The sequence below is a fragment of the Streptomyces sp. NPDC046821 genome, from assembly GCF_040645335.1.
Lineage (GTDB): Bacteria > Actinomycetota > Actinomycetes > Streptomycetales > Streptomycetaceae > Streptomyces.
Genome location: NZ_JBEYYB010000002.1, coordinates 590,849 through 615,244 on the forward strand (window position 1 = coordinate 590,849; position 24,396 = coordinate 615,244).

The window sequence follows — 24,396 nt, forward strand, 5'->3', positions numbered from 1 at the left end:
TCGGCCGGCCTGTGCCGGTCGGCGACTCGCTCGTGGCGTGCTGCCCTGACCGGTGAAGCTATGGAACGTCCGTGCCCTAGAACCGGACTCGTGTGCGCGTGGACCTGTTGAACCGCGCACCTATGTGGGGACATTTCCGTGCTTGCGGGACGGCACTTCGGCCCGTTTCGTCCGCAGCATCGCGAGCGAGCGGATGAGGATCCGGCGGGTGTCGCCGGGGTCGATGACGTCGTCCACGAGGCCGCGCTCCGCCGCGAAATACGGGTGCATGAGCTCGGTCTTGTACTCGTCGACGCGTCGGGCGCGGACGGCCTCGGGATCGTCCGACGCGGCGATCTCACGCCGGAAGATGACGTTGGCCGCACCCTCGGCGCCCATCACGGCGATCTCGTTGGTGGGCCAGGCGAAGGCGAGGTCGGCGCCGATGGAGCGGGAGTCCATGACGATGTACGCGCCGCCGTACGCCTTGCGCAGGACGAGGGAGATCCGGGGCACGGTCGCGTTGCAGTACGCGTGCAGGAGCTTCGCTCCGTGCCGGATGATGCCGTTGTGCTCCTGGTCGACGCCGGGCAGGAAGCCGGGGACGTCGACCAGGGTGACGAGCGGGATGTTGAACGAGTCGCACGTGGAGACGAAGCGCGCGGCCTTCTCGCTCGCGTGGATGTCGAGGACACCGGCGAGGGACGCGGGCTGGTTGGCGACGATGCCGACCGTGTGGCCGCCGAGGCGGGCGAGCGTGCACACCACGTTGGGCGCCCACGCCTCGTGGACCTCGAAGGTCTCGCCGTCGTCGACGATCTCCTCGATGACGGCGCGGATGTCGTAGCTGCGCCCCGGGTCGGCCGGCACCAGGTCGACCAGGTTGTCGGTGCGCCGGTCGACGGGGTCGTCGCAGGACACCGCGGGCGGCAGTTCGCGGTTGTGGGAGGGCAGGAGCGCGATGAGGAAGCGCACGTCCTCCAGGCAGTCCGCCTCGTCGTCGTAGGCGAAGTGGCAGACGCCCGAGGTCGTGGCGTGCACGTCGGCGCCGCCGAGACCGTTGTGGGTGATCTTCTCGCCGGTCACGGCCTGGACGACGTCGGGTCCGGTGATGAACATCTGGGCCGTGTCGCGGACCATGAACACGTAGTCGGTCAGGGCCGGCGAATAGGCGGCTCCCCCTGCGCACGGGCCGAGCATCACGCTGATCTGCGGGATGACTCCCGAGGAGGCGACGTTGCGGCGGAAGATCCCGCCGTAGCCCGCGAGCGCGGTGACGCCTTCCTGGATACGGGCTCCCGCCCCGTCGTTGAGGCTGACGAGCGGTGCGCCCGCGTCGGCGGCGAGGTCCATGACCTTGTGCACCTTCGCGGCGTGCGCCTCGCCCAGCGCTCCCGCGAAGACACGGAAGTCGTGCGCGTAGGCGAAGACCGTGCGGCCGTGGACGAGGCCCCAGCCGATCACGACGCCGTCGCCGTGCGGCTTGCGGTCCTCCAGGCCGAACCCGGAGGCGCGGTGCCTGCGCAGCGGCTCTATCTCGGTGAACGTGCCCTCGTCGAAGAGGAGTTCAAGCCGCTCGTGCGCGGTGAGTTTGTTCTTCTCGTGCTGGCGCCGGGTGGCCGCGGGGTCGGGTCCGCGACTCACCTCCTCCTTGAGCCGCCGCAGTTCGGCGGTGGCACGGTGGAGATCGGGGGCCAGCGTGGTGACGGTGAGGTCGTCGAGGATCGTCATCGGCGAAACGTAGGAACGCCGACTAGAGACGTACTGGAGAGGACCTGGCAGGTCAGCCGGAGGCGGGCACCTGGACGTCCAGGGCCGGGTCGGCGGACAGCACCGCCTGGTGGAGCTGCTGCAGCCGGGCCGAGGGTTCGAGCCCCAGCTCGTCGACGAGTGTCACGCGCAGCCGCTGGTACGCCTCGAGCGCGCGCCAGGCGCTGCCCGACCGGTGCAGGGCGGTCATGAGCTGGGCGCAGAAGTTCTCGTGCATCGGGTGCCGGGCGACGAGGACGCTGAGTTCCGGCACGATCTCGGTGTGCCGGCCGAGCTTCAGATCGGCGTCGATGCGCCGCTCCAGGGCCGCCATCCGGTCCTCTTCGACTCGGAGGACTTCGAGTTCGAGGACGGTTCCCACGCGTACGTCGACGAGCGCGTTGCCCCGCCACATCTTCAAGGCCTGGCCCAGGAGTTCGGAGGCGGCGTGGTAGTCGCCGGCCTCGTGCGCGGCCCGGCCTGACGCGGTGATGCGGGTGAACTCGTGGGCGTCGACCTGGCCCGGCTGCACCTGGAGCAGGTAGCCGCCGTGCTGGGTGACCAGGACGTCCTTGGCATGGCGCGCCGGGTCGCCGTCGAGCGCGGCGGCGATCTTGCGGCGGAGCTGGAGGATGTACGTCTGCAGGGTGGTCGCCGCGCTGCGCGGGATGTCCTCCCCCCAGATCTCCTCCATGAGCGTCGCCACGGTCACGACCCGGTCGGACTGCAGGGCGAGCAGGGACAGGATCTGCCGCGGCTTGGCCGCGGTCGGTACGACGGACACCCCGTTCTCACGTGCCGTCAACGGCCCCAGAACACTGATCTCCATGATGGCGCCCTCCCCTTCGTGAGCTGTGAGCTGTGCCGTGCGGGTCCGTGGAGCGGGCCCGCACAAGGTTGCGGAGTCTGGGCCGAGCCTGGCACCCGGGGCGGTCGAGTCCCAGTGAGGTGGTCACGAGGGCGGGCATGAAAATGTCATGCCGCGATGGTGACCGCGGCACTGTGCCGTGCGCTCCGGCGGACCGCAGAATCCTGGCATTCGGCAAGCGGACAACCACTCGCAGGATCGACTCGGCAGGGGATCACTCATGGACACCGTTCAGCTCTCCTCGGATCACCAGTTCGCACTGCTCACCGCACGGGCCGGCCTGGAGCCGGACCTGGCCCAGCGCTACACCAGCGACCCCGTCTCCGTACTCTCCGAGTTCGGCCTCCCGGCCATGGAGCCGGTGTACGGCGACGACTTCTCCGGCCTCTACGAAGAGGTGTACAAGGGTGGCCGTCCGGACACGGGCCGCGGCCTGGTCATCGACCACCTGGACCGGCCGTCCGACGTGATGCTGTACGGCTGCGCCTGCGTCATGACCGCGCCGCCCGCCGAGACGGACCGCGCCCTCGTCATCGACCACCTCGACCGGCCGTCCGACGTCACGCTCTACGGCTGCGCCACCGCCGCGGCGCCCGTGCCCGGCGAAGAGGCCGGGACGGCGCGTGCATGAACACATCCGGGGGGAGACAGCTCGCCGAGCTGCCGGTGGGCTTCAAGAGGCATCTGCGGGTGGAGGCGATCGAGGGGGACGCCGTCTATCTGCTGTCGGAGCGGGGCACAACGGCCTTGCAGGGCCGTGAGGTTCAGCGGCTCGCCGCTCTGCTGGACGGGACCCGCACCTTGGCGGACGTGCTGCGGGAGGCGGCGGCGACCCTGCCGCCGAACACCGCGGCCCGCATGATCGCCGAGCTGGCCCGCGCCGACCTGGTCGGCTATCACGACCCGGCCACCGACGCCTCGGCCGAGGCGTACTGGGAGATCGCCGGGGTGCACGCGCCCAGCGCCTCCGCGTCGTTCCGGGACACGCAGGTCGCGCTCGTACAGCTGGGCAAGGGGGACCCGGCGGCGGCGCGGGCCGAGTGCGAGGCGGCCGGCCTGCGGATGGCTCCGCCCGGCGAGGAGGACTCGGCGGCGGTCTCACTGGTCCTGTGCGACGACTACCTGGACCCCCGTCTCGCGGAGATCGACGCCCGGCACCGGGCGGCGGGCCGCGCGTGGCTGCTCGCCAAGCCGAGCGGCGCGGAGACCTGGGTGGGCCCGTTCTTCGGGGGCGCGGACGACGCGTGCTGGGAGTGCCTGGCCCACCGCCTGCGCGGCCACCGGTCGTCAACTGCCCCTGTCCGCCAGGCACTTGGCCTCGGCGGAGTCGTACCGGTCCCCGAGGCGTCGTTCGCCACCGTGCGGGCCCTGGGCCTGCACACCGCGGTCCTGGAGGCCACGAAGTGGGTGGCGGGGATGCGGTACGAGGGGCAGCGCGCGGTGTGCACGCTGGACACCCGTACGCTCGCGACCCGCCGGCACCCGGTGACGCGGCGTCCGCAGTGCCCGGCGTGCGGGGATACCGGGCTCGTGGGGCGGCGGGTCGGCTCGCCGTTCACGCCGAGGTCCAGCCCCAAGTCCCTTACGGTGGGCGGCAATCACCGGTCGCTGAGCGCGGACGCGGTGCTCGCCCGCTACCGGCATCTGGCCGATCCGGTCACCGGAGTGGTGTCCGAGCTCCGGCCGGCGCCCGGCGCGGCGGACGGGCTCAACCGGTACATCGCGGGGCGCAACCTCGCCCTCGGCGACAGCCGTTCGCTGGCCGGCCTGCGCGGCGGGCTTCGCGGGCAGAGCGGCGGCAAGGGGACGACGCCGCTGGAGGCCGAGGTCGGCGCGCTGTGCGAGGCCCTCGAGCGGTACTGCGGTGCGCGGCAGGGCGACGAGCCCACGGTGCGCGACTCCCTGGCCGGTCTCGGCGACGCGGCCCTGCATCCCAACTCCTGCCAGCTGTACGCCGACCGGCAGTTCCGGGAACGGCACCGGTGGAATCCGCTGCACTCCCGCTTCCAGCAGGTGCCGCCGCCGTTCGATCCGCAGGCTCCGGCCGACTGGACGCCGGTGTGGTCGCTCACGTCGGGCCGGCAGCGGCTGCTGCCGACGTCGATGCTGTACTTCGGGCCGGGTCCTGACGGGGTGGCGGCGGCTCCGTGGGCCGACTCGAACGGCAACGCGGCGGGCAGCAGTCCGGAGGACGCCGTCGTCCAGGGGTTCCTGGAGGTGGTGGAGCGGGACGCGGTGGCGCTGTGGTGGTACAACCGCACGCGCCGGCCGGCGGTGGACCTCGACGCGTTCGACGAGCCGTGGCTGGCGCGGACCCGGCAGACGTACGAACGTATCGGCCGGCATGTGTGGGTGCTCGACCTCACTTCGGATTTTGGCATTCCGGTCATGGTGGCCATGTCCCGGCGAACTCAAGGTCCTTCCCAGGGAATCTCGTTCGGGTTCGGGGCTCATTTCGATCCCCGGCTGGCTTTGCGTCGTGCGGTCACGGAAATGGCACAACTTTTGCCGCCGGACGGGAACCCGGCCGAATTCGCCTCCTCGGACCCTGATCTTTCTGCCTGGTGGCAGCGGGCGACGGTGGAGAATCAGCCATACATTCGCGCGGATCCAGCCGAAGCTCCGCGCACCCTGGGGTCCTATTCCTTTCAGGAATACAGCGACCTGAAGGACGACATCGCGTTGGCCGAAAGTCTCGTACGTGAGCGAGGCATGGAGTTGTTGATCCTTGACCAAACACGCCCCGACGTGGGACTTCCCGTAGTGAAAGTGATCGTTCCGGGAATGCGGCACTTCTGGGCACGCTTCGCACCGGGCCGTCTCTTCGACACACCTGTGAAGCTCGGGCATCGCACGCGCCCCGTGCCCTATGAGGAAATCAACCCGATTCCCCTCTTCGTCTGACTTCGGCCTCGAAGTCTGTTCACTGGCTCACAACCAGCGAACCGACATAACATGCCGTCGCCACTACCGATCCTCGCGAGGAGGCGGCGAATGCCGACGAGGGACGTCGTACCGTTCTCACCACGGTCCCAGGCACCCGCTCCACGGCTGGCTCAGGCGATCATCGTCGCCGCGCTGGTCTGTTACGCCACGATGACGGTACTGAACGTGGTGCGGACGCGGCCCACGACCGGAGAACTCGCCTCGTGCGTCGTCCTCGTACTCGCCCTGTTCGGCACGCAGTTGGCCGTCTCCTCGCCGCAGGCCCGCCGGTGGCCCACCCGGCGCAAGGCGCTCGTCCTGCTCCTCCAGGCGGTGCTCACCTTCGGGCCGCTCGCCTGGTTCGGCATCGGCTGGGGAAGCATGGAAGGTCCGCTGGCCGCCTCGCTGCTGCTGACACTGCCGGCCCGGTACGCCTGGCCGAGCTACGGACTGCTCATTGCCTTCATCCCGGTGTACAACGTGCTGGCCGGGGCCCCGGTCGACCTGGTGCTCTACTTCACCGTCGCCAGCACGCTCACCGGCCTCGTCATCTACGGCCTGACCCGGCTCACGGACCTGGTCACCGAGGTGCACGAGAACCGTGAGGAACTGGCCCGGATGGCCGTGCAGCAGGAGCGCCTGCGGTTCGCCCGGGACCTGCACGACCTGCTCGGGTACAGCCTGTCCGCGATCACGCTCAAGGGGGAGCTGATCCAGCGGCTGATCACCACGCGTCCGGACAAGGCCCGTCAGGAGACCCTGGCGGTCCTCCAGGTGGCACGCCAGGCCCTGGCGGACGTACGGCTCGTGTCCAGCGGGTACCGCAACATGTCGCTCACCGAGGAGGCGGAGTCCACCGGGACGGTGCTCTCCGCCGCCGACATCCGCGCCGAGGTGGAGGTGGAGTGCGGCCGGCTGCATCCGGTGGTCGACACCGTGCTCGCCACCGCGCTGCGGGAGGGGGTCACCAACATCCTCCGCCACAGCCAGGTACGCACCTGCACCATCAAGGCGGCGGTGGAGGAAGAAACGGTCCGGCTCGGCCTCACCAACGACAACCCGCACGCACCGGGGGAGCTCGCGTCGGTCGGCTCGGGCGGCACCGGTCTGGACAATCTGCGCGGCCGGTTCGCCGCCATCGGGGGCGGGTTGTCCGCGGGGCTGCGGGAGGACGGGCGGTTCCACCTGGAAGTCTGGGCTCCGCTCCGGCCGACGGGCCATGACGAGACCGAACTGCTGGTCTTCGAGCCCACGGGCCAGGAGAGATCCGCCGTAGCCTGACACATCTCATCGGGGGTACAGATGTTGTCCGTAAGAATCCTCCTCGCCGAGGATGTCCGCATGATCCAGGGCGCGCTCGTCGCGCTGCTCCAGCTGGAGCCGGATCTGCACGTCGTATCGACGGTCGACCGCGGGGACACGATCGTCGCGGCCGCGCTGGAGTCCAAACCCGACGTCGCGGTGATCGACATCGATCTGCCCGGCATCGACGGGCTGACGGCCGCGGCCGAGCTGCATGAACGGCTGCCCAGCTGCCGCACGCTGATCCTCACCTCGCTCGGCAGGCCGGGCACCCTGCGGCGCGCCCTGTCCGCGCAGGTGTCCGGCTTCCTCCTGAAGGACTCACCGCCGAGCCAACTCGCCCTGGCCGTACGGTCGGTGGCGACGGGACGCCGGGTCGTGGACCCCCAGCTCGCGCTGTCCGCCTGGGACTCGCCGGAGAACCCGCTGTCCCCGCGCGAGCTGGAGGTCCTACGCCTCGCCGCCCGGGGGGCCGAGGCCGCCGAGATCGCCGGGTGCCTCTATCTGTCCAAGGGCACGGTCCGCAACTACCTGACGGCGATCGTCGGCAAGCTCGGCGCGCGCAACCGCATCGACGCCATCCGTATCGCCGAAGAGGCCGGCTGGCTGCCCTGACCGGCCAGGGCCGCGCGTCGGGCCCTGGTTCCCGGTCCGCGCCGGACCCGGGGTCCCGAGGAGCGCGTCGAACATGCCGTCGTCCAGCATCGTCTGGACCGACAGGTCCGCGAGCTCACCGAAGCCCGCGTCGCAGACGGCGACACTCAGCACATAACCGGAGCCCACGGAGTACGTGCCGAACTGCCATTCCCCGCCCGGCACTTGAGAGCCGTCGGGCCGGGTCAGCCGGGGTTCCCCGTCGTCCAGGGCGAAGCCGAACTCGGTGAAGCGGAACCGCAGTCCCTGCCCGAGCGCCTTGCTGTACGCCTCCTTGAGCGTCCACAGCTGCACCATCGTGTCGTTGCGTGCCCCGTCGCCGCCCGCGTCGAGACACGCCTTCTCGTACGGCGTGCAGGCCTGGCGCTCCGAGCCCGTGTGCGCGAGGCGCCGGTCGGCCCGTTCCACGTCGACGCCGATGCGGCCTCGCCGGGTGATCCCGACGACCATCATGTCCTCGGTGTGGCTCAGGCTCACGTCGATCTGGTCGCAGCCGCGGACGTAGGGGCGCCCGCCCGGCTGATAGGCGAGGTCGACCAGTTCGGGGTCGGTGCCGAGGACCGCCGCCGCCGAGTAGCGCAGCAGCAGCCGGGAGGCCACGAACCGCTCCCTGGTGCGGGGCCGGGCCAGGCTCTCGTAGCGCCGCCAGTCGCGGCCGAGGCGGCGGCGCAGCTCCGCCTCCGTGCCGTCGGCCGGCAGCCAGTCGGGCATCGACGCGTGGAGCACGACGCTGCCGGTGCGCCGCAGTTCGCCGTGGACGTCGCCCCAGTCCCCGTCGGGTCCCGGCGCGGGCAACGGGCGTCCCACCCGCTCCCCCACCTCAGGCTCCGGGCAGGGCCGCGGCCAGCGGTCCGGCGTCGAGGGCGGAGATCACACCGGCCAGGTCGACGGCGTCGCTCGCCGGCCCCTGGCACACGGGGATGCAGGCGGGGCCGCGCAGACCGCCGCCCATCCGCCGCAGGTACGGGGTGAGGACGGCCTGCGGGCCGATCTCGACGACGTGGGTGGGCGCCTGCTGGGCGAGCAGGCTGCGGGCGGCGTCGGCGAACCGGACGGGTGCGGTGATCTGTTCGGCCCAGTACGGGGCGTAGAGCGGCTCGGTGACGAGGCGGCCGTGGACCGTGGAGTAGAAGGGCACCTGGGCGGTGCCGCCGGGCGTCTTGCGGAGGACGGCCTCGAACTTGGGGACGACGGGCGCCATCAGCGGCGAGTGGAAGGCGTGCGAGACGGCCAGGTGACGGACGCGGATGCCGCGCTCGCCGAGGCGGGCCTCGATGCGGTGCAGCGCGGCCCGGTCGCCGGAGAGCACGATGGCCTTGGCCGCGTTGATCGCGCTGATGCCCACGTCCGGTTCGGCGGCGACGAGTTCGGCGGCCTCGTACGGGGTGATGCAGACGGCCATCATGCCGCCGCCGGGCGGCAGGTACTGCATGAAGGCGCCGCGCATGGACACCAGCTTCGCGGCGTCGGCGAGGGTCAGCGCGCCGGCGATCGTGGCGGCGGCGAACTCCCCCACTCCGTGGCCCAGTACGGCCGCCGGGCGCACGCCGGCCTCCTCCAGGGTGCGGGCCAGGGCGTACTCGACGGCGAAGAGGGCGGGCTGGGTGAGTGCGGTGCGGTGGATGCGCGGGTCGCCGGACATGATCAGCTCGACAACGGACTGCTTGGTCCAGGGACGGATCGCGGCGTCGGCCTCGTCCAGGAAGGTGCGGTACCCGGTCGAGTTCAGGTAGAGGCCGGACGTCATCCCGGGGTGCTGCGAGCCCTGGCCGGTGAACACGAACGCGGCCCTGACCTGGCCGCCGTCCCGTCCGGCGTCACGCATCGCCAGCAGGTTCGCGAGCTGGCGCACGGTGGGGAACGCCCAGATGTCATCGGGTTCGATGAGTGAGCCGAACTCCTCCTCGATGTCGCCGTAGAGGCTGAGGGCCGCCACGGAGTCGAGGCCTTCCTCGGTCAGCGGCACGTCGTCCGCGACCCCTCGGCCGAGATAGTGGGCGACGCGTTCGGTCAGCCATTCGCGGTGGGCGACGGCGAAGTCCTGGTGTGCGCTGTGTGGTTGTTCCTGCATGAGTGTGCTCCCTGGCGGGACTCGGGGGGTGGGGGGTGCGGGCGGGAGTCAGGCGAGCGGTGAGGCGTAGAGGTCGTAGCTGCGGCGGTCGCGCAGCCGGGCGACGACCTCTTCGAGCACCAGCCGCTCGGGGGCGACGGGCCGGTCGGGCAGCGGCAGGCCGAGCCGGGCGACGAGCCGGTAGAGGACGGCGGTGATCCAGGCGGGGGCGGCGAGGAAGGCGTCCGCGTGGCCGCCGGAGGACGTGTGACCGCCGGAGGACGCGTGGCTGCCGGCGGTCGCGGAAGACGCGTGGTCGCCGCCGGTCGCGGAGGACGCGTAGCTGCCGCCGGTCGCGGAGCGCTGTTCGCGCCATACGCCGAGGCAGGCCGCCGCAGCGATGACCAGGGTGTACCGGTCGGCCAGGCCGAAGCTCCGCGGGCTGGACAGGGCCTCCCGGTCGCCCTCCGCGACGTTCTCGAACGCCTTCTTCAGCTCGGCGAGTTCGCCGGTGAGGATCCGGGTCAGGAAGCGCAGGGCCGGGCCGCCCAGTGCCTCGCTGTCGGGCAGCTCCGCCGCTTCGAGGAGGTCGGTGCAGGCGACGAGGGTCGCGGCGAGCGGGTCGCCGTCGCCGAGCAGCACCGGCTGGGACAGGTCGAGGGGCGGCAGTTCCCGGTCCGGCCGGAACAGGTCCGGCGGCGGCTCGGGGTCGGCGAACCAGGCGTGCCGTGCGAAGTAAGGGAGTTGAGGCAGGATGCTGACCTGCCGTCCGGCGCTGCCCGCGTGCCCGAGCGACGTGACGGGCAGGTCGCGCCGCTGCTTCTGGAACATGGCGTACGCGCCGTCCTGGGCGAACGTCTCCTCCCCGAGGACGGACGACATCTCGTCCATGCTCTCGGCCACGAGCTTGGGGGCGAGATAGGCGGCGGCCGCCGCGTAGGCGCTCATCTGCCGGGGCAGCAGATGCAGAGCCCGGGTGGCGACCAGGGCGAGGCAGTCGATGATCAGCAGGTCGAGGAAGCCGCCGGTGAGCACGTCCCGTACGTGCCGCACGTCGAGGGACGAACGGCCGTCCGCCCGCGGGCGGTCCGCGAACCTGGCCACGGTGCGCAGCGCGGTGTCGGCGCCCGCGAGGACGATGGACGGGATGAGTCCGCGGATCAGCAGCGAGGAGCGCAGCGACAGTTCGTAGCCGTCGCCGGTCGCCCCGAGGACGGCGGTGTGCGGCACGGGGCAGCCGGTGAACCGCAGCCCGCCGAACTCGGCACTGCGCATCCCGGTCGTCGTGCGGCGGGCCAGGTTCTCCACGGCGCCAGCCGGCAGTTCGTCGCGGTCGAGCAGGACGACGGTGTGGGTGCGCCCGCGGGCGGCGCCCTCGGTGCGGGCGAAGATGACGAGGCCGGTGGCGCGCGAGGCGTTGGCCACGGCGGATTTGCTGCCGTCGATGACGAGGCCGTCCGGGACGGTCCGCGCGGTGAGTTCGTCGCGGACGAAGTCGTTCCCGTGGGCGACCTCGTGCCGGGCCACGGCGAGCCGCCGGCCGCTCAGGAGCAGCCGTGCGGCGAGGCGGCGCTGCGCGTCGTCGCCCGCGGTCCACACGGGGGCGGCGGCGAAGAAGCAGTTGAGGCCGTAGCCGAAGCCGAGCGAGGCGTCCCGGCGGAACACCGGGCGCAACACCCGGCCGAGCACGTCCATCCGCTCAAGCCTGCCGCCGACGTCGGCGGGCACGAACTCGGCGTTGAAGCCGAAGGCGTCGAGGACCCGCTCGGCCTCCGGCAGCACCGTCCCGGCCGCGTCGGCGGCGAGCAGCGCGGCGGCGCCGAGCGGGTTGCCGGGATCGTCGAGGGAGCCGAACGCCAGCTCCAGCGCGTCGATCCGGTCCTCTGCCGTCGTCATCGCCGCCTCCCGGCCACCGTCAGCTCCTCTGCCGTCGTCATCGCCGCCTCCCGGCCACCGTCAGCTCCTCGACGTCGGGTTCCATCCGCTGGTGCAGCGGGGTGAGTTCGCCGCGCAGGAAGAGCCGCCGCATGGCCGCCCGCTCGACCTTGCCGCTCGTGGTGCGGCGGACCGTGCCCGGCCGGACGAGCACGACGGCGGCGGTGCGCACCTCGTACTCCTCGCTGACGCGCTGCTGGACGGCGGCGGCGAGGCCGGCGAGGTCGATGTCGTAACGGCTGCCCGAGCGCAATTCCTGGATGATGACGATCCGTTCCCGGACGCCGGGGAGCGCGAAGGCGGTGGCGGCGCCGAAGAGGCCGCTGACCTGCTGGACGGTGCGCTCCAGGTCCTGCGGGTAGAGGTTGCGGCCGGCGATGACGATCATGTCCTTGAGGCGGCCGGTGACATGGAGCAGGCCGTCCTGGAGCGCCCCGAGGTCGCCGGTGCGCAGGTAGCCGCCGTCGCCGCCGTCGATCCGGCAGTCGAACGACGCGGCGGTCTCGGCGGGGCGGGCCCAGTAGCCGGGTCCGACGCTCTCGCCGCGCACCCAGATCTCCCCGACCACGCCGTCCGCCACCTCGGCGCAGGTGTCCGGGTCGACGATGCGTACGTCGACGGAGGCGGGCGGGCCGCAGTGGGTGACGGTGCGGGCGGGGCCGACGGGGTCGGTGAGCCGACCGCTCTCCAGGGCGGCGGCGTCGACGGAGCGACCGGCGGCGGCCGGGGCTGTGCGTGTGCCGGAGACGATGAGGGTCGCCTCGGCGAGGCCGTAACAGGGCGCGAGGGCGCCGGGGCGCAGGCCCGCGGGGGCGAACCGTTCGGCGAACGCGTCCAGGGTCGCGGCGTCTATGGGCTCACCGCCGTTGACGGCGGTCTCCAGGCCGGACAGGTCGAGGCCCGCGATCTGTGAGTCGTTGACGCGGCGCACGCACATCTCGTACGCGAAGTCGGGGGCGGCGGTCACCGTCAGGCCGTAGCGCGAGACGGTCTCCAGCCAGTTCGCCGGGCGCTTGACGAAGGCTTCCGGGGTGAGCATGACGGCGGTGCCGCCGAGCCACAGCGCGTGCAGCAACTGGCCTACGAGGCCCATGTCGTGGTGGAGCGGGAGCCAGCCGCCGACCCGGGCGCCGGTGCGGGTGCCGAGCGCTTCCTGGATGGCGCGCTGGTTCGCGAGCAGGCTGCGGTGGGTGACGATCACGCCACGCGGGTCGCGGGTCGAGCCGGAGGTGTACTGGAGGTAGGCGACCGTGTCGGCGTCGGGTGCGAACGGCTCCCACGGTCCGGCGTCCGCGCGGGCGGCGGCGCTGTCGGCCGGCAGGCACACGACGTCGCCGTGTCCGGTGCGGGCGAGCAGCTGCGAGACGTCCGCCGCCTCCGTGGTGGACGTGAGCACGCACGCCACGGCGGCTTCCTTGACGATCCCGGCGAACCGCTCGTCGTGGTGGCCGCGTCCGCCGGTGGGGGCCACGGGGACGGCGATCGCGCCTGAGTACAGGCAGGCCAGGAAGCTGGTGACGAACAGGGCGCGGGAGCGGTGGGCGATGAGCACCCGGTCGCCGGGGGCGACGTGCCGGGCGAGCGCGGCCGCCAAGTCGCGTGCGGCACGGTCGAGTTGGCCGTAGGTGAGCGTCTCGGGCCGCAAGGTGCCCTCGTGCTCGGCGAGGAGGATCAACGCCTCCCGGTCCGGTGTCTTCGCCGCCCGGTCCTGGATGTGCTCCGTAAAGGTCTGCTGACCGCTCACGCCTCCCCCTCCCCTGCCGCGGCGCCGCCCCTGGGGGACGGCCGACGGCCCGCTCTGCTGTCGGCGGGGCGGCGGTGTGTCCCGCAGGGACGGCCGCCTCGCCGGTGGATGTCAGGCGAACTCGCGTTCACGGCGCGTTCCCGACGACCCGTGGGCCGTGCCCGCCGCCTTTGACGGTCCAGCCCGCGTACGCGGACTTCGTCGCGTCGTCGGGCTCGTCCGCGCGCCGCACCAGGGCGAGCAGCACGGCCGTGACGGCTGCCAGCTCGGCCTCGTCGGGCCGGCCGCGGACCACAGTGATACGCATCTGGTTCACCATGAGGACAGCGTGCGCGCCCCCGCTCGAAGCGGGCTCGCGCCCCGCACGCGCCGGAGCCGAGGACCTGTTGGCCCTCGGCTCCGGTACGGGTGGAGCAGCCGTCGGGTCACACGACGACTCGCTCGTAGGCCACGTGCCGGGTCCGCAGCACGTCGACTTCGGCTGTACGGCGCATCTGCTCGGCCTGGGCGCGGTGGCCCCGGTCGGCGAGCGCCCGTTCGCAGTCCTCGGTGTCCCGCCACCAGTGGATGCCGGTGTAGGTGTCGGGGCGCAGTGTCGAGCGCAGCAGGTCGCTGCCGCCGAACCCGCCGAGCCGGGCGAAGTGCTCGGTGGTCTCGGCGAAGATCCGCTCGAACGAGGACGAGGTGGCGCCGTAGGTTCGCGCCTGGGTCAGGACGACGTTCCGCTCTCCGACGACGGCGTTCTCCTTGAGCACCCGGCCCACGCTGACGGCCTGGTCCACCTCGGTGTCGACGAGGGGGCCGAGCTTCTTGACGTGGGCCTGGAAAGTGTCGTCGTGGACGGTGTCCAGGAAGCCCCGCATGGTCCGCCAGTGCCCGAGGTGCACGTAGATCTCGGGCCGCTCCACGAGCTGGACGGTCACCAGGAAGTCGAAGCCCTCCCGGGCGCGCAGGTACTGGGAGTGATCCCGGAACTCGCGCTCGAAAGCGTCGGGGTCGCCCTTGACCTCGAACCGGTTGACCACCGTGATCGGTGTGTCCTGACTACGACTGTGCACGCACTTCCTCCGCGAACTGCTTGGCATGGCGCAACGTGGTGGAGCTGTTGGTCCCGAGGGCCTTGCGCACCAGTGCGCGGGCCTCGGCGAGGGTGGCCTCGGGGCCGAGGGCGGTCCGCACACCGCCCGGGTCCAGGGTCACGGTGTGCCACGACGTGGCCCGTACCGTGCCGTCGCCCAGCGACTCGATGACCCAGCGTCCGGTGTGGCCGCTCATCGCGACCGGCACCCTGAGCTGCTTGTAGACGATGACCTTGCGGTCCTCGAAGCAGACGCGGACCGAGGTGGTGTTGTGGGTCGACCCGTCGGGGCTCGCGGTGTCCATGTCCATGTGCTGGATGCCGGGCTCGTCCTCGGTGAGGTCGAGGCGGGCCACGTGCGGCAGGCGCTCGGGCCACAGGTCGGCGCGGTCCAGGAAGTCGAAGACGTCGCCGGCGGCGCCGAACACGGTCTCGGAGTCGCTGAAGGTGAAGTGGAGTTCCTCGCGGGCGTCGCCAAGTTCGGCGGTGTTCTTCAGGGCGAGGAGTTCGGCGCGGCTGTTGCCGTCGACGGCCCGCTCGATGAGTTCCTCGGCGGCCGGGTCGCCGTCGACGGCGCGATAGTCGTGCAGCAGCGTGACGCGGGTAGTGCCGTCCTCCAGCTCCTTCAGGCGCCACTCGCCGCCCATCTCGGCGACGGGGGCGGCCGTGACCACCTGGCGGAAGGTGATGGTGCGGGCGGCCGGGTCGAGGACGCGGCGCGAGGTCCAGGTGCGCACCTTGTCGCCGGCGACGGCCCAGATCCGCAGGAGCTGCTCGCCACCCTCCGCCGGGGCCTCTTCCAGTACCTCGACGTGGACGGTGGGGCCGAACACCTGCGGCCACTCGGCGACATCGGCCACCAGGGCGTACACGGCGGCGGGAGACGCGGCCACGGTGATGGAGTGCTCCGTGACGTGGAGTGCGGCGGTCTCGGACGTGGTGGTGGTCGGCGCCACGGCAATTCCCTTCGGACTGTCCGCCGCGAGGCGGATCACAAGGTTGGCATGAGGTGATCGAGCGGCACTTGAGAACGGGTGGACCGGCGGCCGTCGCCCGGTGTTCGTACGGCTTTCAGGCCGCCGACGTAGACAACTCCCGGGCCCAGTAAGGCTGTTCGAGGATGTCGACGACGGCGCAGCCCCAGCTGTAGCCGGCGCCGACGCTGACCATGACGACGCGGTCGCCGGGCTTGGCGCGCCCGGTGACGGTCAGGTGGTCGAGGCCGGCGAACTGGTCGCCCGCGCCGAGGTGTCCGACCGTGCGGCTGTGGTCCCACGTCGTACGGTCGGGGTCGATGCCGAACGGCTTGTAGTAGATGGACGTCAGGCGTCGGCGGCCGAAGTGCGGAAGCACCACCCAGTCGGCGTCGCCGAGTTCGCAGCCGGCGTCGGCCAGGGCCTGCTTGATCACGGTCTGCTGGCCGTTGTGCGCCCGGGAGATCGCGAAGGACATTCCGGCCCGGCCGACGAAGGCGCGCTTGGCGGCTTCGAAGTCGACGGGGATGCGGTGGCCGAACGGCGCTGTGGTGAAGGGGTCGTCGCCGCGGTGCAGCGGTTCGAGTTCGGCGTCCGCGTGCAGGGCGAGCGAGACGAGCCGGGCGTATCCGCCGCGCCGGGAGAGGACGAGGGCGGTGGCGCCGTCGGCGTAGGGCGTGCCCGGGTCGGTCCGCCAGCGGTCGATGCCGGGGGCGCAGAAGCGGTCGGCGGTGGTGAGGAGGGCGTCGCTGTGGCCGTGACCGGCGGTGAGGTAGGCGCTCGCCAGGTCGAGTGCGGCGAGCCCGCCGTTGGACATCTGCCGTATCTCGATCGCCTGGCAGGTGTTGCCGAGCGTCTCGCGCTGGATGTACGAGGCGACCGGCCACAGGTCCTGGCCCTGGTGGTAGGTGTCGGCGTGCAGCAGGAGGTCCACGTCGCCGCCGTCGGTGCCGGCCCGGTCCAGGGCGGTGCGGGCGGCGGCCGCCGCCATCTCGGCGGCCGACTCGTCGGGCGAGTACGCCACCGACTCCATGCCGGTGGCCGCGGCCGTCCCCGGCGGGCACTCACCGGCGGCGACGGCGTCGGCGATCGTGATGCGGGCGGGAAGCCGGGTGGCGGTCCCCCGTATGTAGACGTCTTCCAGACGCACTGTCTCTCCAAGGAAGGTCGTGGCCTGTCCGGCGGGTCAGGGTCGGAACGGTTCGAGCGGCTCGGCGGCGTCGGCCAGGACGCGGCGGGCCGGGGCCTCGTCGAGCAGGACGTAGTGGACGGCGTCGAGGAGCGCGTGCCAGCTGGCCGCGGTCGTGTTGGCGTCGACGCCGACGGTGCCCCAGCGCCGGTCGCCGTCCTGGTAGGAGATGAGGACGCGGGCGTCGGCGCTGCTGCCCGTCTCGCCGCTGAGCACGCGGACGCGGTAGTCGACGAGCTGGAGCCGGGCGAGGGCCGGGAAGCAGGGGTCGAGCGCGGCGTGCAGCGCGGTGTCGAGGGCGTTGACCGGGCCGTTGCCGTGGCCGGTCGCGGTGACGGACCGGCCCTGGACGGTCAGGCGCACGGTGGCCTCGGTGCGGACCTCGTCGTCGTGGACGCCGAAGACGCCTACGGACCACGACTCGACCTCGAACGGCCGGGACCGCGGGGCGCCGGTGAGTTCCTCGCGGAGCAGCAGCTCGAACGAGGCGTCGGCGGACTCGAAGCTGTAGCCGGCGCTCTCCAGTTCCTTCACGCGGGTCGCGGCGCGGGCGACCTCGTCGGAGCCGGCCTCGACGTCGTAGCCCAGCTCGCGTGCCTTGAGTTCGATCGAGGAGCGGCCGCCCATGTCGGAGACGAGGGTGCGCATCACGTTGCCGACGAGCTCGGGGCGGGTGTGCTGGTAGAGGTCGGGGTCGACGCGCAGGGCGGAGGCGTGCAGGCCCGCCTTGTGCGTGAAGGCCGACTCGCCGATGTAGGGCGCGGCGGCGCTGCCCGGGAGTTCGGTCAGTTCGGCGACGGCGCGGCCGGTCGCGGCGAGGCCCGCGAGCCGTTCCAGGGGGACGACCTCGCGGCCGCGCTTGAGGACGAGGTTGGAGATGACGGTGAACAGGTTCGCGTTCCCGCAACGTTCGCCGTAGCCGTGGGCGGTGCCCTGGGCCTGGATCGCGCCGGCGTCGACGGCCGCCATGGTGTTGGCGACGGCGCACCCGGTGTCGTTGTGGCAGTGGATGCCGAGCTGTACGCCGGTCATGGCGAGGGTCTCGGCGACGACGGCGGCGACCTCGTCGGGCAGCGATCCGCCGTTGGTGTCGCACAGGACGACGGTCTCCGCGCCGGCCTCGGCGGCGGTGCGGACGACGGCGAGGGCGTACTCGCGGTTGAGCTGGTAGCCGTCGAAGTAGTGCTCGGCGTCGACGAAGACCCGTCGTCCCGCGTGCACGAGGTGGCGGACCGTGCCGCCGATCATGGAGAGGTTCTCGGCGAGGGTGGTGCGCAGCGCGTCGCGCACATGGCCGGTGTGGCTCTTCGCGACGAGGGTGATCACGGGGGTCTCGGCGGCGAGCAGGGCCCGTACCTGCGGGTCGACGGAGGCCGGGACGCCGGCTCTTCGGGTGGCGCCGAACGCGGCCAACTGGGCGTGCTTCAGGTCGAGTTCGGTACGGGCCCGCTGGAAGAACTCGGTGTCCCTGGGGACGGCCCCGGGCCAGCCACCCTCGATGAATCCGACGCCGAGGCCGTCGAGTTCGCGTGCGACGGCGAGCTTGTCCTCGACCGTCAGCACCATGCCTTCCTGCTGGGCGCCGTCGCGCAGGGTCGTGTCGTAGAGCTGGAAGCTCCGCTCGGCCATCGCCCCTCCCTTGTCCTTGGTGCGCCGGTGGTACCGGCCTCCGGATGCTGACCCCACCGTCCGGCGGCCGCCCGGAGAACCGCTCGAGCGGCGATGGACCTGGGACCGCGCACGCGACCGGCGGCGGGGGCCTCTCGTCAGTTCCGTCAGTTCCGTCAGTTCCGTCAGTGGAGTTCCGCCGGAGCGCGGCTGAAGCGCGGCGCCGGCGTGGCGGGCCCGCTGCCGCGCGCCTGGTGGTGCGGGTGGGAGGCCGCCTCGGCGGCGCTCAGCACCGGCGTCACACACGCCTCCGTTCCGTCGAACAGGCGCGCCCATTGGTCACGGCTCCGGCGGGCGAAGCGGGTCGCGAACTCCCGCCGCAGAGCAGGCCAGTTGTGCGGGTCGTCGCGGTCGGGCAGCGTGGCCGCGTCGAGACCGAGGCCGTGGAGCAGGGCCGCGTAGAACTGCTCCTCCAGGGCGCCGACGGCTACGTGTCCGCCGTCGGCGCACGCGTAGCACGTGTAGAAGGGAGCGCCGCCGTCGAGCAGGTTCGTGCCGCGTTCGTGGCGCCACTGTCCGGCCGACCGCATACCGACGAGCATCCCGAGCATCGCGCCGACCCCGTCCACGATCGCGGCGTCGACGACCCTGCCTATCCCCGTCGACTCGCGCTCGTACAGGGCCGCGAGGACGCCGGCGATCAGGAACATGGAGCCGCCGCCGAAGTCGCCCAGGAAGTTCACGGGGACGACGGGCGGGCCACCGGCCTCGCCGATCGCGTCCAACGCGCCGGTCAGGGCAAGGTAGTTGATGTCGTGTCCGGGGGACTTGGCGAGCGGCCCGTCCTGGCCCCAGCCGGTCATCCGGGCGTAGACGAGCCCCGGGTTGCGGGCGTGGCACGCGTCGGGGCCGATGCCGAGGCGTTCGGCGACGCCCGGCCGGAAGCCCTCGACGAGCACGTCCGAGGTCTCCACGAGAGTCAGGAGCTCCTCGACGTCGCCGGGGTTCTTCAGGTCCAGGGCGATACGGTGCCGGCCCCGGTCGAGTTCCTTGTGCCACTGCTCGAAGGAGCGCCGGCCGTCGGCCCGGTCGACGCGGATCACCTCGGCGCCGAGATCGGCGAGCACCATGCAGGCGAAGGGCACCGGCCCGATCGCCGCCAGTTCGACCACACGCAGCCCGCTCAGCGGGCGAGGCCCGTTTCCTGTCGCTTCCATGCCCATTCCCGGAGGCTAGGAAGCGGTGCCGGAGCCTCGCTGGAGCGGGGCCGCCGGGACTCCAGCTGTGCCCGAGCGGGCGCTGGCAGCGTGGTCGGGCAACTGGGCGACCGCTGTCCGTCCGGTTCGCCACGAGGAACCACGCACGGGCAACCACCCACGTGGAACCACCCATGAGGAAGGATTCGCTGTGACCACCAGTGCCACGGAGCAGGGCGCCGCCGAGGCGGAGACCCGTGCCTTTCCTTACCAGCGGCAGTGCCCGTTCACGCCCCCGAAGGAGTACGGGGAGATCGTCGAGAAGGACGTCTCCCAGGTCACGCTCAGGGGATCCGGCCTGCGGATATGGACGGTCGCCGGTTACGAGACGATCCGCCGCCTGCTGACCGACCCGCGCGTCAGCGCGTCCCGCAAGCACGACAACTTCCCCTTCTACTTCATCGCCCCGCCGGAGTACCGCACCGAGACGTCGTTCATCGGGTACGACGGCAAGGAGCACAGCAACACCCGGCGCAAGGCCGCCCTGACGTTCACGAGCCGGCAGGTGCGGCGGCTGCGGCCGCGGATCGAGGAGATCGTCGACGACCACCTCGACAAGCTGCTCGCGATGACGCCCGTGGTGGACTTCCACCACGCGTTCTCGCTGGCGGTGCCGATGACGGTGATCTGCGAACTTCTCGGGATCCCGCAGGACCGGCACGAGTTCTTCATCAAGCACGGCACCGCGCTACTCGGCGGCCACAGCTCCACCGAGGAGCGGCAGGCCGCCATCGTCGAGGTGAACGAGTACGTCAACGATCTCATCCAGCTCAAGAAGCGCGAGCCCGGCGAGGACCTGCTGAGCCGTGCGATGGCCGACTACGAGGCCTCCGGCGAGGAGTACACCGACCGCGACCTGTTCAACATGGTGCGGCTCCTGATGAACGGCGGCCACGAGACCACCGCCAGCCAGATCTCGCTCGGCACCGCCTGCCTCCTGGAGAACCCCGACCAGCTCCAACTCCTGCTGTCCGACCCGTCGTTGGTGAAGCCGGCCGTCGAGGAGCTGGTGCGGTACGCGACGATCGGTGACACCGCGGTGCCCCGGGTCGCTCTGGAGGACATCGAGATCGGCGGCCAGGTCATCCGCAAGGGCGACGGCATCCTGTGCCTCGGGCTCGCGGCCAACCGTGACCCGGAGGTCTTCCCCGAGCCGGAGAAGCTCGACATCACGCGCGGCAGCCGCAAGCACCTCGGCTTCGGGCACGGCGTGCATCACTGCATCGGCGCGGACCTCGCCCGCCTGGAGCTGGAGATCGTGTGGAGCAAGCTGTTCCAGCGCATCCCCACCCTTCAGCTCGCCAAGCCCTTCCTGGAGATACCCCGGAAGGAAGGGGCCGTGATCTACGGGCTGTGGGAGCTGCCCGTGAAGTGGTGAGGTCTTGTCCGATGAGGTCCTGTGCCTGTGCCGCCGGCCGCGTGATTGGCCGGCGGCACAGGCATGTGGACCTGTTCGTGGTGCCGGTGGGCTGCGACGGGTCAGTCCGCGGACCGCTTCCGGGCCGGGACGAACAGCGCGGCCACCAGGCCCGCGACGGCGAACAGGGCGGCGCCGGTGAGCGCCAGGCCGTAACCGGCGGCGCGGGCGTCGACAGCGGTCGCGCCCGCTGCGGTCCGGGCGTCGATGCGGGCGGCGGAGAGCGCGGCCAGGGTCACCAGGCCGACGGCGCTGCCGAGTTGACGCGTGGTGTTGAGCAGCCCGGAGGCCAGCCCGGCCTGGTGCGGGGCGAGCCCGGCGGTGGCGGCGTTCGTCGTGGCGTTGAGTACGGCGCCCATGCCCGTACCGAGCAGGACACAGGGCCCGAGCACGTCGCTGAGGTAGTCGGCGCCCGCGCCCACGGAAGACATCCAGAACAGGGCGCCCGCGGCGAGGGTGAGGCCGCCGAGCAGGATCGGGCGCGGGCCGGCCTTCGGTACGAGGGGTGCGATGCCCCAGCCGCCCAGGGCCATGCCCACGGAGAGCGGGAGGTAGCTGAGTCCGGCGCGCAACGGGCTGTAGCCGAGCACCTGTTGGAGGACCAGCGTGAAGAAGTAGAAGGTGCTGAAGAGCGCGGCGACACCGAAGAACGCCACGAGGTTGGCGGCGGCGACCGACCGGTTCCGGAAGATGCCGAGCGGCACGAGGGGGTGCCGGGCGAACCGCGTCTGGATCACCAGGAAAGCGGCGATCAGGAGCGCCCCGGCCAGCAGCGGGCCGACCACCCATGGAGACCCCCAGCCGTGCTGGGCGTACTGGGAGACGCCGTGGACGGTGGACATCAGGCCGAGGGTGATGGTCACGGCGCCGGGGAGGTCCAGGCGGGTGCGGCGTTTGTGGGTGCCGGGCCCTCCGGTGCGGGCGGGGCGGGTGCCGCACGTGCCGGTGCCGCCGGGGACGGTGCTGCGCGGGCCGGTGCCGGGCTCGCTGGTGTGGGGCTCGCCGGTTCGCGCGGGGCGGGTCTCGGGGACCACCCAGCGCACGAGGGCCAGCAGCAGGAGGCCGATGGGGACGTTCACCAGGAAGATCCAGCGCCACGAGAACCACTCGGTGATCACGCCTCCCGCCAGCACCCCGATCGCGCCCGCCGCTCCCGACACCGCGCTCCACCAGCCGAACGCCCGTGCGCGGGCGGCCGGTTCGGTGAACGTCGTACCGAGCACGGTGAGCGTGGCGGGTGCCATGACGGCGGCGCCGAGCCCCTGGAAGGCGCGGGCGAGGACGAGCGTCACGGGGGCGTCCGCCGCTCCCCCGACCAGGCTGGCGAGCGTGAACAGGCCGACGCCTCCCAGGAAGACGCGGCGCTGGCCGAACAGGTCCGCGAGCCGTCCGCCGAGCAGCAGGAAGCCGCAGACGACCACCGTGTAGGCGTTGTTCACGAGTTGCAGGTTGTGCGGGGTGAAGTGCAGGTCGGCCGCGATGACGGGCAAGGCCACGTTCACCACCGACGCGTCCAGCACGTTCATGAACTGGCCCAGGCAGCAGGCGGTCAGTACGAGGGCGAGGCGGTGGCCCGCCCCGCTCGCGCCCGGCGCGACGGCCGTCTCCCGGGTCCCTTCGGTCACAGTCATGCCGGTCACCCTGGGCGCGGCCGATCGACCGGCGGTAGCGATCCGGTCGAGCGCGCGGGGGCCGGTCGAGAGCTCCTCCACCGCGATTGCAGGAGGGCTCGCCACAGTCCGTACGTACCTCCGCACGGATGGCCGATATTCCCCTAGGAGAGCTCGCCATGGCCAAGATCACCTACAAGCATCCGAACGGCACCGTCACCGTCCTCGACGTCGAGGCGCCCGACACGGTCATGCGCGCGGCGAAGCTCAACAACGTCGACGGCATCGAGGCCCAGTGCGGCGGCTCCGCGCAGTGCGGCACGTGCCATGTGTACGTCGACGCGGAGAGCACGGTGCGGCTGCCGGCGATGGACCCCGTCGAGGACGACGTGCTGTACGGCACGGCCTGCGAGCGCACCGGGTTCAGCCGGCTGAGCTGCCAGCTTCCGGTCTCCGAGGAGATGGACGGCCTCCTGGTCCACCTGCCCGAGGCGCAGAGCTGATGGCGCCGCACTCGGTGGTGGTCGCCGGCGCGGGCCAGGCCGGTCTGGAGACGGCGGCGGCGCTGCGCGGCCGCGGCTACGCGGGCCGGATCACGCTCGTCGGCGACGAGCCGACCGGCCCGTGCGACCGCCCGCCGCTCTCCAAGGGGTATCTGGCCGGCACGGTGCCGGCCGCCGACATCGCGCTGCGCCCGCGGTCGTTCTACGCCGCGCAGGACATCGAGCTGCTGACGGGCGACCGGGTCGCCTCGGTCGACCGGGAGCGGCGCACGGTCCTGCTGGAGTCCGGGCTGCGGCTGCCGTACGGCGCGCTGGTCCTCGCGACCGGCAGCCGCCCGCGCACGCTGCCCGTCCCCGGCGCCTCACTGACCGGGGTCATTTCCCTGCGTGATCTGGCCGACGCGGAGGATCTGCGGCTGCGGCTCAGCGGGCCGCCGCGCAGTGTCGTCGTGGTCGGCGCCGGGTTCATCGGGCTCGAAGTGGCGGCCACCGCGCGGGGCCTCGGCCACGAGGTGACCGTCGTCGAGGCGCAGCCGAGGGCGCTGGCCCGCGCGCTGACGCCGCGCATGTCGGAGCACGTGGTCGCGGAGCACCGCGCCCAGGGCGTCCGGGTGGAACTGGGCCGCGAGGTCTCCGCGCTGTACGGCGACACGGAGGGCCGGGTCCAGGTCATGGAGCTCGGCGACGGCGAACGGATCGCCGCCGACCTCGTCGTGGTCGGTGTCGGGGTCCTGCCCGACACCCGACTCGCCCTCACCGCCGACCTGGCCGTCGGCGACGGCATCGTCGTGGACGAGCACCTGCGGACCGAGGACCCGGACATCTACGCGGTCGGCGACTGCGCCCGCTTCCCCAGCCCGCACGCGGGCCGCCACGTCCGCCTCGAATCCGTCCAGAACGCGACCGACCAGGCGCGTTGCGTGGCCGCTGCGATCTGCGGCGAGCCGTACGCGTACACCGCCGTGCCCTGGTTCTGGTCCGAGCAGTACGCGATGCGGCTCCAGATGGCCGGGCTCACGGCCGCGCACGACGAGACCGTGACGATCGGCGAACCGGACGACGGACGGTTCTCCGTCCTGTGCTTCCGGGCCGGCCGGCTGATCGGCGTCGAGTCCGTGAACCGCCCGGCGGACCACGGCATCGCCCGCCGCCTGCTGACCAACGGCACGCACCTGCCTCCGGCGACGGCCCGAGAGCCGGGCTTCGACCTGAAGAAACTCCCACGCACGCCGACCGCTGCCGCTGCCGCTGCCGCTGCCGCCGAGGGCAGGCTGTCCGTCCCCGCCTGAGCCCGACGCCGACGAAGAACGGTCCCGGCCCCTCCCTGAAGGGGGCTGGGACCGTTTCGTGTTCCGGGGCAGCCAAGTCGCCGGGGCGCCGGAGACGCTGAAGGGGTCCCTGCTCGGGGCAGCCGGGCACGCCAAACAGGCTCCCGCTCCCGGGAGCCGAGCACGGTGAAAGGGTTCCCGCCCGGGGAGCCGGGCGCGGCGAACGGGTTCCCGCTCCGAGCCGTCGGACGCGGCGCAAGGGGCCCTGTCCCGCGCCGCCGGGCACG

At 72.2% G+C, this 24,396-nt stretch carries 19 protein-coding genes and 1 pseudogene; 7 read left to right on the plus strand and 13 right to left on the minus strand.

The genetic code is table 11. The features are described 5' to 3' along the window. Positions 1-120 precede the first annotated feature (120 nt). Positions 121-1,710 carry an acyl-CoA carboxylase subunit beta gene (locus ABZ893_RS06135; protein WP_361397478.1) on the minus strand — a complete coding sequence of 530 codons (1,590 nt, stop codon included), beginning with the start codon at positions 1,708-1,710 and terminating at the stop codon, positions 121-123. A 52-nt stretch (positions 1,711-1,762) separates the two neighbouring features. Further along, complete coding sequence (locus tag ABZ893_RS06140) at positions 1,763-2,557, minus strand: AfsR/SARP family transcriptional regulator (RefSeq protein ID WP_361397481.1); 795 nt, start codon at positions 2,555-2,557, stop codon at positions 1,763-1,765. Positions 2,558-2,816: 259 nt separating this feature from the next. Here ABZ893_RS06140 and ABZ893_RS06145 point away from each other — a divergent pair, with 259 nt between their 5' ends. The 4 genes from ABZ893_RS06145 to ABZ893_RS06160 all read left to right on the plus strand — a co-directional run bounded on the left by ABZ893_RS06145 (position 2,817) and on the right by ABZ893_RS06160 (position 7,438). Continuing rightward, positions 2,817-3,227 (plus strand): hypothetical protein, encoded by a 411-nt coding sequence (locus ABZ893_RS06145; RefSeq protein ID WP_361397484.1) that lies wholly within the window; start codon positions 2,817-2,819, stop codon positions 3,225-3,227. Continuing rightward, entirely contained in the window at positions 3,224-5,500 is a 2,277-nt protein-coding gene (locus tag ABZ893_RS06150; protein ID WP_361397487.1) for a TOMM precursor leader peptide-binding protein, read from the plus strand. Before ABZ893_RS06145 ends, ABZ893_RS06150 begins: the two co-directional genes overlap by 4 nt. 90 nt (positions 5,501-5,590) lie before the next feature. Then, positions 5,591-6,802, plus strand: a complete 1,212-nt coding sequence (locus tag ABZ893_RS06155) for a histidine kinase (RefSeq protein WP_361397489.1) — start codon at positions 5,591-5,593, stop codon at positions 6,800-6,802. A gap of 21 nt (positions 6,803-6,823) precedes the next feature. Beyond that, positions 6,824-7,438 (plus strand): response regulator transcription factor, encoded by a 615-nt coding sequence (locus ABZ893_RS06160; RefSeq protein ID WP_361397492.1) that lies wholly within the window; start codon positions 6,824-6,826, stop codon positions 7,436-7,438. A gap of 153 nt (positions 7,439-7,591) precedes the next feature. Here ABZ893_RS06160 and ABZ893_RS06165 read toward each other — a convergent pair. The 10 genes and pseudogenes from ABZ893_RS06165 to ABZ893_RS06210 form a co-directional block, all read right to left on the minus strand. Further along, positions 7,592-8,188 (minus strand): annotated as a pseudogene (locus ABZ893_RS06165) (4'-phosphopantetheinyl transferase superfamily protein); the annotation flags it as partial. A gap of 109 nt (positions 8,189-8,297) precedes the next feature. After that, the gene (locus tag ABZ893_RS06170) at positions 8,298-9,548 is read right to left on the minus strand and encodes an acyltransferase domain-containing protein (protein WP_361397495.1); all 1,251 of its coding nucleotides are present in this window, start codon (positions 9,546-9,548) and stop codon (positions 8,298-8,300) included. Positions 9,549-9,596: 48 nt separating this feature from the next. After that, positions 9,597-11,423, minus strand: a complete 1,827-nt coding sequence (locus tag ABZ893_RS06175; protein ID WP_361397498.1) for an acyl-CoA dehydrogenase — start codon at positions 11,421-11,423, stop codon at positions 9,597-9,599. A 37-nt stretch (positions 11,424-11,460) separates the two neighbouring features. Then, positions 11,461-13,206 (minus strand): fatty acyl-AMP ligase, encoded by a 1,746-nt coding sequence (locus ABZ893_RS06180; RefSeq protein ID WP_361397501.1) that lies wholly within the window; start codon positions 13,204-13,206, stop codon positions 11,461-11,463. 127 nt (positions 13,207-13,333) lie between these two features. Further along, positions 13,334-13,513: an acyl-CoA carboxylase subunit epsilon gene (locus ABZ893_RS06185; protein WP_361397504.1), complete on the minus strand. Its 180-nt coding sequence runs from the start codon at positions 13,511-13,513 to the stop codon at positions 13,334-13,336. Between the two features lie 118 nt (positions 13,514-13,631). Next, entirely contained in the window at positions 13,632-14,264 is a 633-nt protein-coding gene (locus tag ABZ893_RS06190) for an antibiotic biosynthesis monooxygenase (protein WP_361397507.1), read from the minus strand. Further along, the gene (locus ABZ893_RS06195) at positions 14,251-15,240 is read right to left on the minus strand and encodes an aromatase/cyclase (protein WP_361397510.1); all 990 of its coding nucleotides are present in this window, start codon (positions 15,238-15,240) and stop codon (positions 14,251-14,253) included. The genes ABZ893_RS06190 and ABZ893_RS06195 overlap by 14 nt, the downstream gene beginning before the upstream one ends. Positions 15,241-15,355: 115 nt before the next feature. Then, positions 15,356-16,408: a ketoacyl-ACP synthase III family protein gene (locus ABZ893_RS06200; RefSeq protein ID WP_361397512.1), complete on the minus strand. Its 1,053-nt coding sequence runs from the start codon at positions 16,406-16,408 to the stop codon at positions 15,356-15,358. 36 nt (positions 16,409-16,444) lie between these two features. Then, on the minus strand, positions 16,445-18,076 hold the full coding sequence (gene cimA, locus ABZ893_RS06205; protein ID WP_361397514.1) for a citramalate synthase: 1,632 nt from the start codon (positions 18,074-18,076) through the stop codon (positions 16,445-16,447). A gap of 164 nt (positions 18,077-18,240) precedes the next feature. After that, positions 18,241-19,272, minus strand: a complete 1,032-nt coding sequence (locus ABZ893_RS06210) for a CaiB/BaiF CoA-transferase family protein (RefSeq protein WP_361397516.1) — start codon at positions 19,270-19,272, stop codon at positions 18,241-18,243. A gap of 190 nt (positions 19,273-19,462) precedes the next feature. Here ABZ893_RS06210 and ABZ893_RS06215 point away from each other — a divergent pair, with 190 nt between their 5' ends. Then, positions 19,463-20,689 (plus strand): cytochrome P450, encoded by a 1,227-nt coding sequence (locus ABZ893_RS06215; protein ID WP_361397519.1) that lies wholly within the window; start codon positions 19,463-19,465, stop codon positions 20,687-20,689. Positions 20,690-20,790: 101 nt separating this feature from the next. On the opposite strand, the gene ABZ893_RS06220 is transcribed toward ABZ893_RS06215, so the two are convergent. Then, positions 20,791-22,359 carry an MFS transporter gene (locus tag ABZ893_RS06220; RefSeq protein WP_361397522.1) on the minus strand — a complete coding sequence of 523 codons (1,569 nt, stop codon included), beginning with the start codon at positions 22,357-22,359 and terminating at the stop codon, positions 20,791-20,793. 158 nt (positions 22,360-22,517) lie between these two features. Here ABZ893_RS06220 and ABZ893_RS06225 point away from each other — a divergent pair, with 158 nt between their 5' ends. Both ABZ893_RS06225 and ABZ893_RS06230 read left to right on the plus strand, forming a co-directional pair. Then, on the plus strand, positions 22,518-22,841 hold the full coding sequence (locus ABZ893_RS06225) for a 2Fe-2S iron-sulfur cluster-binding protein (RefSeq protein ID WP_361397525.1): 324 nt from the start codon (positions 22,518-22,520) through the stop codon (positions 22,839-22,841). After that, positions 22,841-24,130 (plus strand): FAD-dependent oxidoreductase, encoded by a 1,290-nt coding sequence (locus ABZ893_RS06230; RefSeq protein ID WP_361397528.1) that lies wholly within the window; start codon positions 22,841-22,843, stop codon positions 24,128-24,130. The genes ABZ893_RS06225 and ABZ893_RS06230 overlap by 1 nt, the downstream gene beginning before the upstream one ends. Positions 24,131-24,396: the final 266 nt, after the last annotated feature.

Bases quoted from the DNA above. Each gene is read 5' to 3' on its own strand.
- ABZ893_RS06135 (WP_361397478.1), bottom strand. From the start codon at position 1,710: ATGACGATCCTCGACGACCTCACCGTCACCACGCTGGCCCCCGATCTC.
- ABZ893_RS06140 (WP_361397481.1), bottom strand. From the start codon at position 2,557: ATGGAGATCAGTGTTCTGGGGCCGTTGACGGCACGTGAGAACGGGGTG.
- ABZ893_RS06145 (WP_361397484.1), top strand. From the start codon at position 2,817: ATGGACACCGTTCAGCTCTCCTCGGATCACCAGTTCGCACTGCTCACC.
- ABZ893_RS06150 (WP_361397487.1), top strand. From the start codon at position 3,224: ATGAACACATCCGGGGGGAGACAGCTCGCCGAGCTGCCGGTGGGCTTC.
- ABZ893_RS06155 (WP_361397489.1), top strand. From the start codon at position 5,591: ATGCCGACGAGGGACGTCGTACCGTTCTCACCACGGTCCCAGGCACCC.
- ABZ893_RS06160 (WP_361397492.1), top strand. From the start codon at position 6,824: ATGTTGTCCGTAAGAATCCTCCTCGCCGAGGATGTCCGCATGATCCAG.
- ABZ893_RS06170 (WP_361397495.1), bottom strand. From the start codon at position 9,548: ATGCAGGAACAACCACACAGCGCACACCAGGACTTCGCCGTCGCCCAC.
- ABZ893_RS06175 (WP_361397498.1), bottom strand. From the start codon at position 11,423: ATGACGACGGCAGAGGACCGGATCGACGCGCTGGAGCTGGCGTTCGGC.
- ABZ893_RS06185 (WP_361397504.1), bottom strand. From the start codon at position 13,513: ATGCGTATCACTGTGGTCCGCGGCCGGCCCGACGAGGCCGAGCTGGCA.
- cimA (WP_361397514.1), bottom strand. From the start codon at position 18,076: ATGGCCGAGCGGAGCTTCCAGCTCTACGACACGACCCTGCGCGACGGC.
- ABZ893_RS06210 (WP_361397516.1), bottom strand. From the start codon at position 19,272: ATGGAAGCGACAGGAAACGGGCCTCGCCCGCTGAGCGGGCTGCGTGTG.
- ABZ893_RS06220 (WP_361397522.1), bottom strand. From the start codon at position 22,359: ATGACTGTGACCGAAGGGACCCGGGAGACGGCCGTCGCGCCGGGCGCG.
- ABZ893_RS06225 (WP_361397525.1), top strand. From the start codon at position 22,518: ATGGCCAAGATCACCTACAAGCATCCGAACGGCACCGTCACCGTCCTC.
- ABZ893_RS06230 (WP_361397528.1), top strand. From the start codon at position 22,841: ATGGCGCCGCACTCGGTGGTGGTCGCCGGCGCGGGCCAGGCCGGTCTG.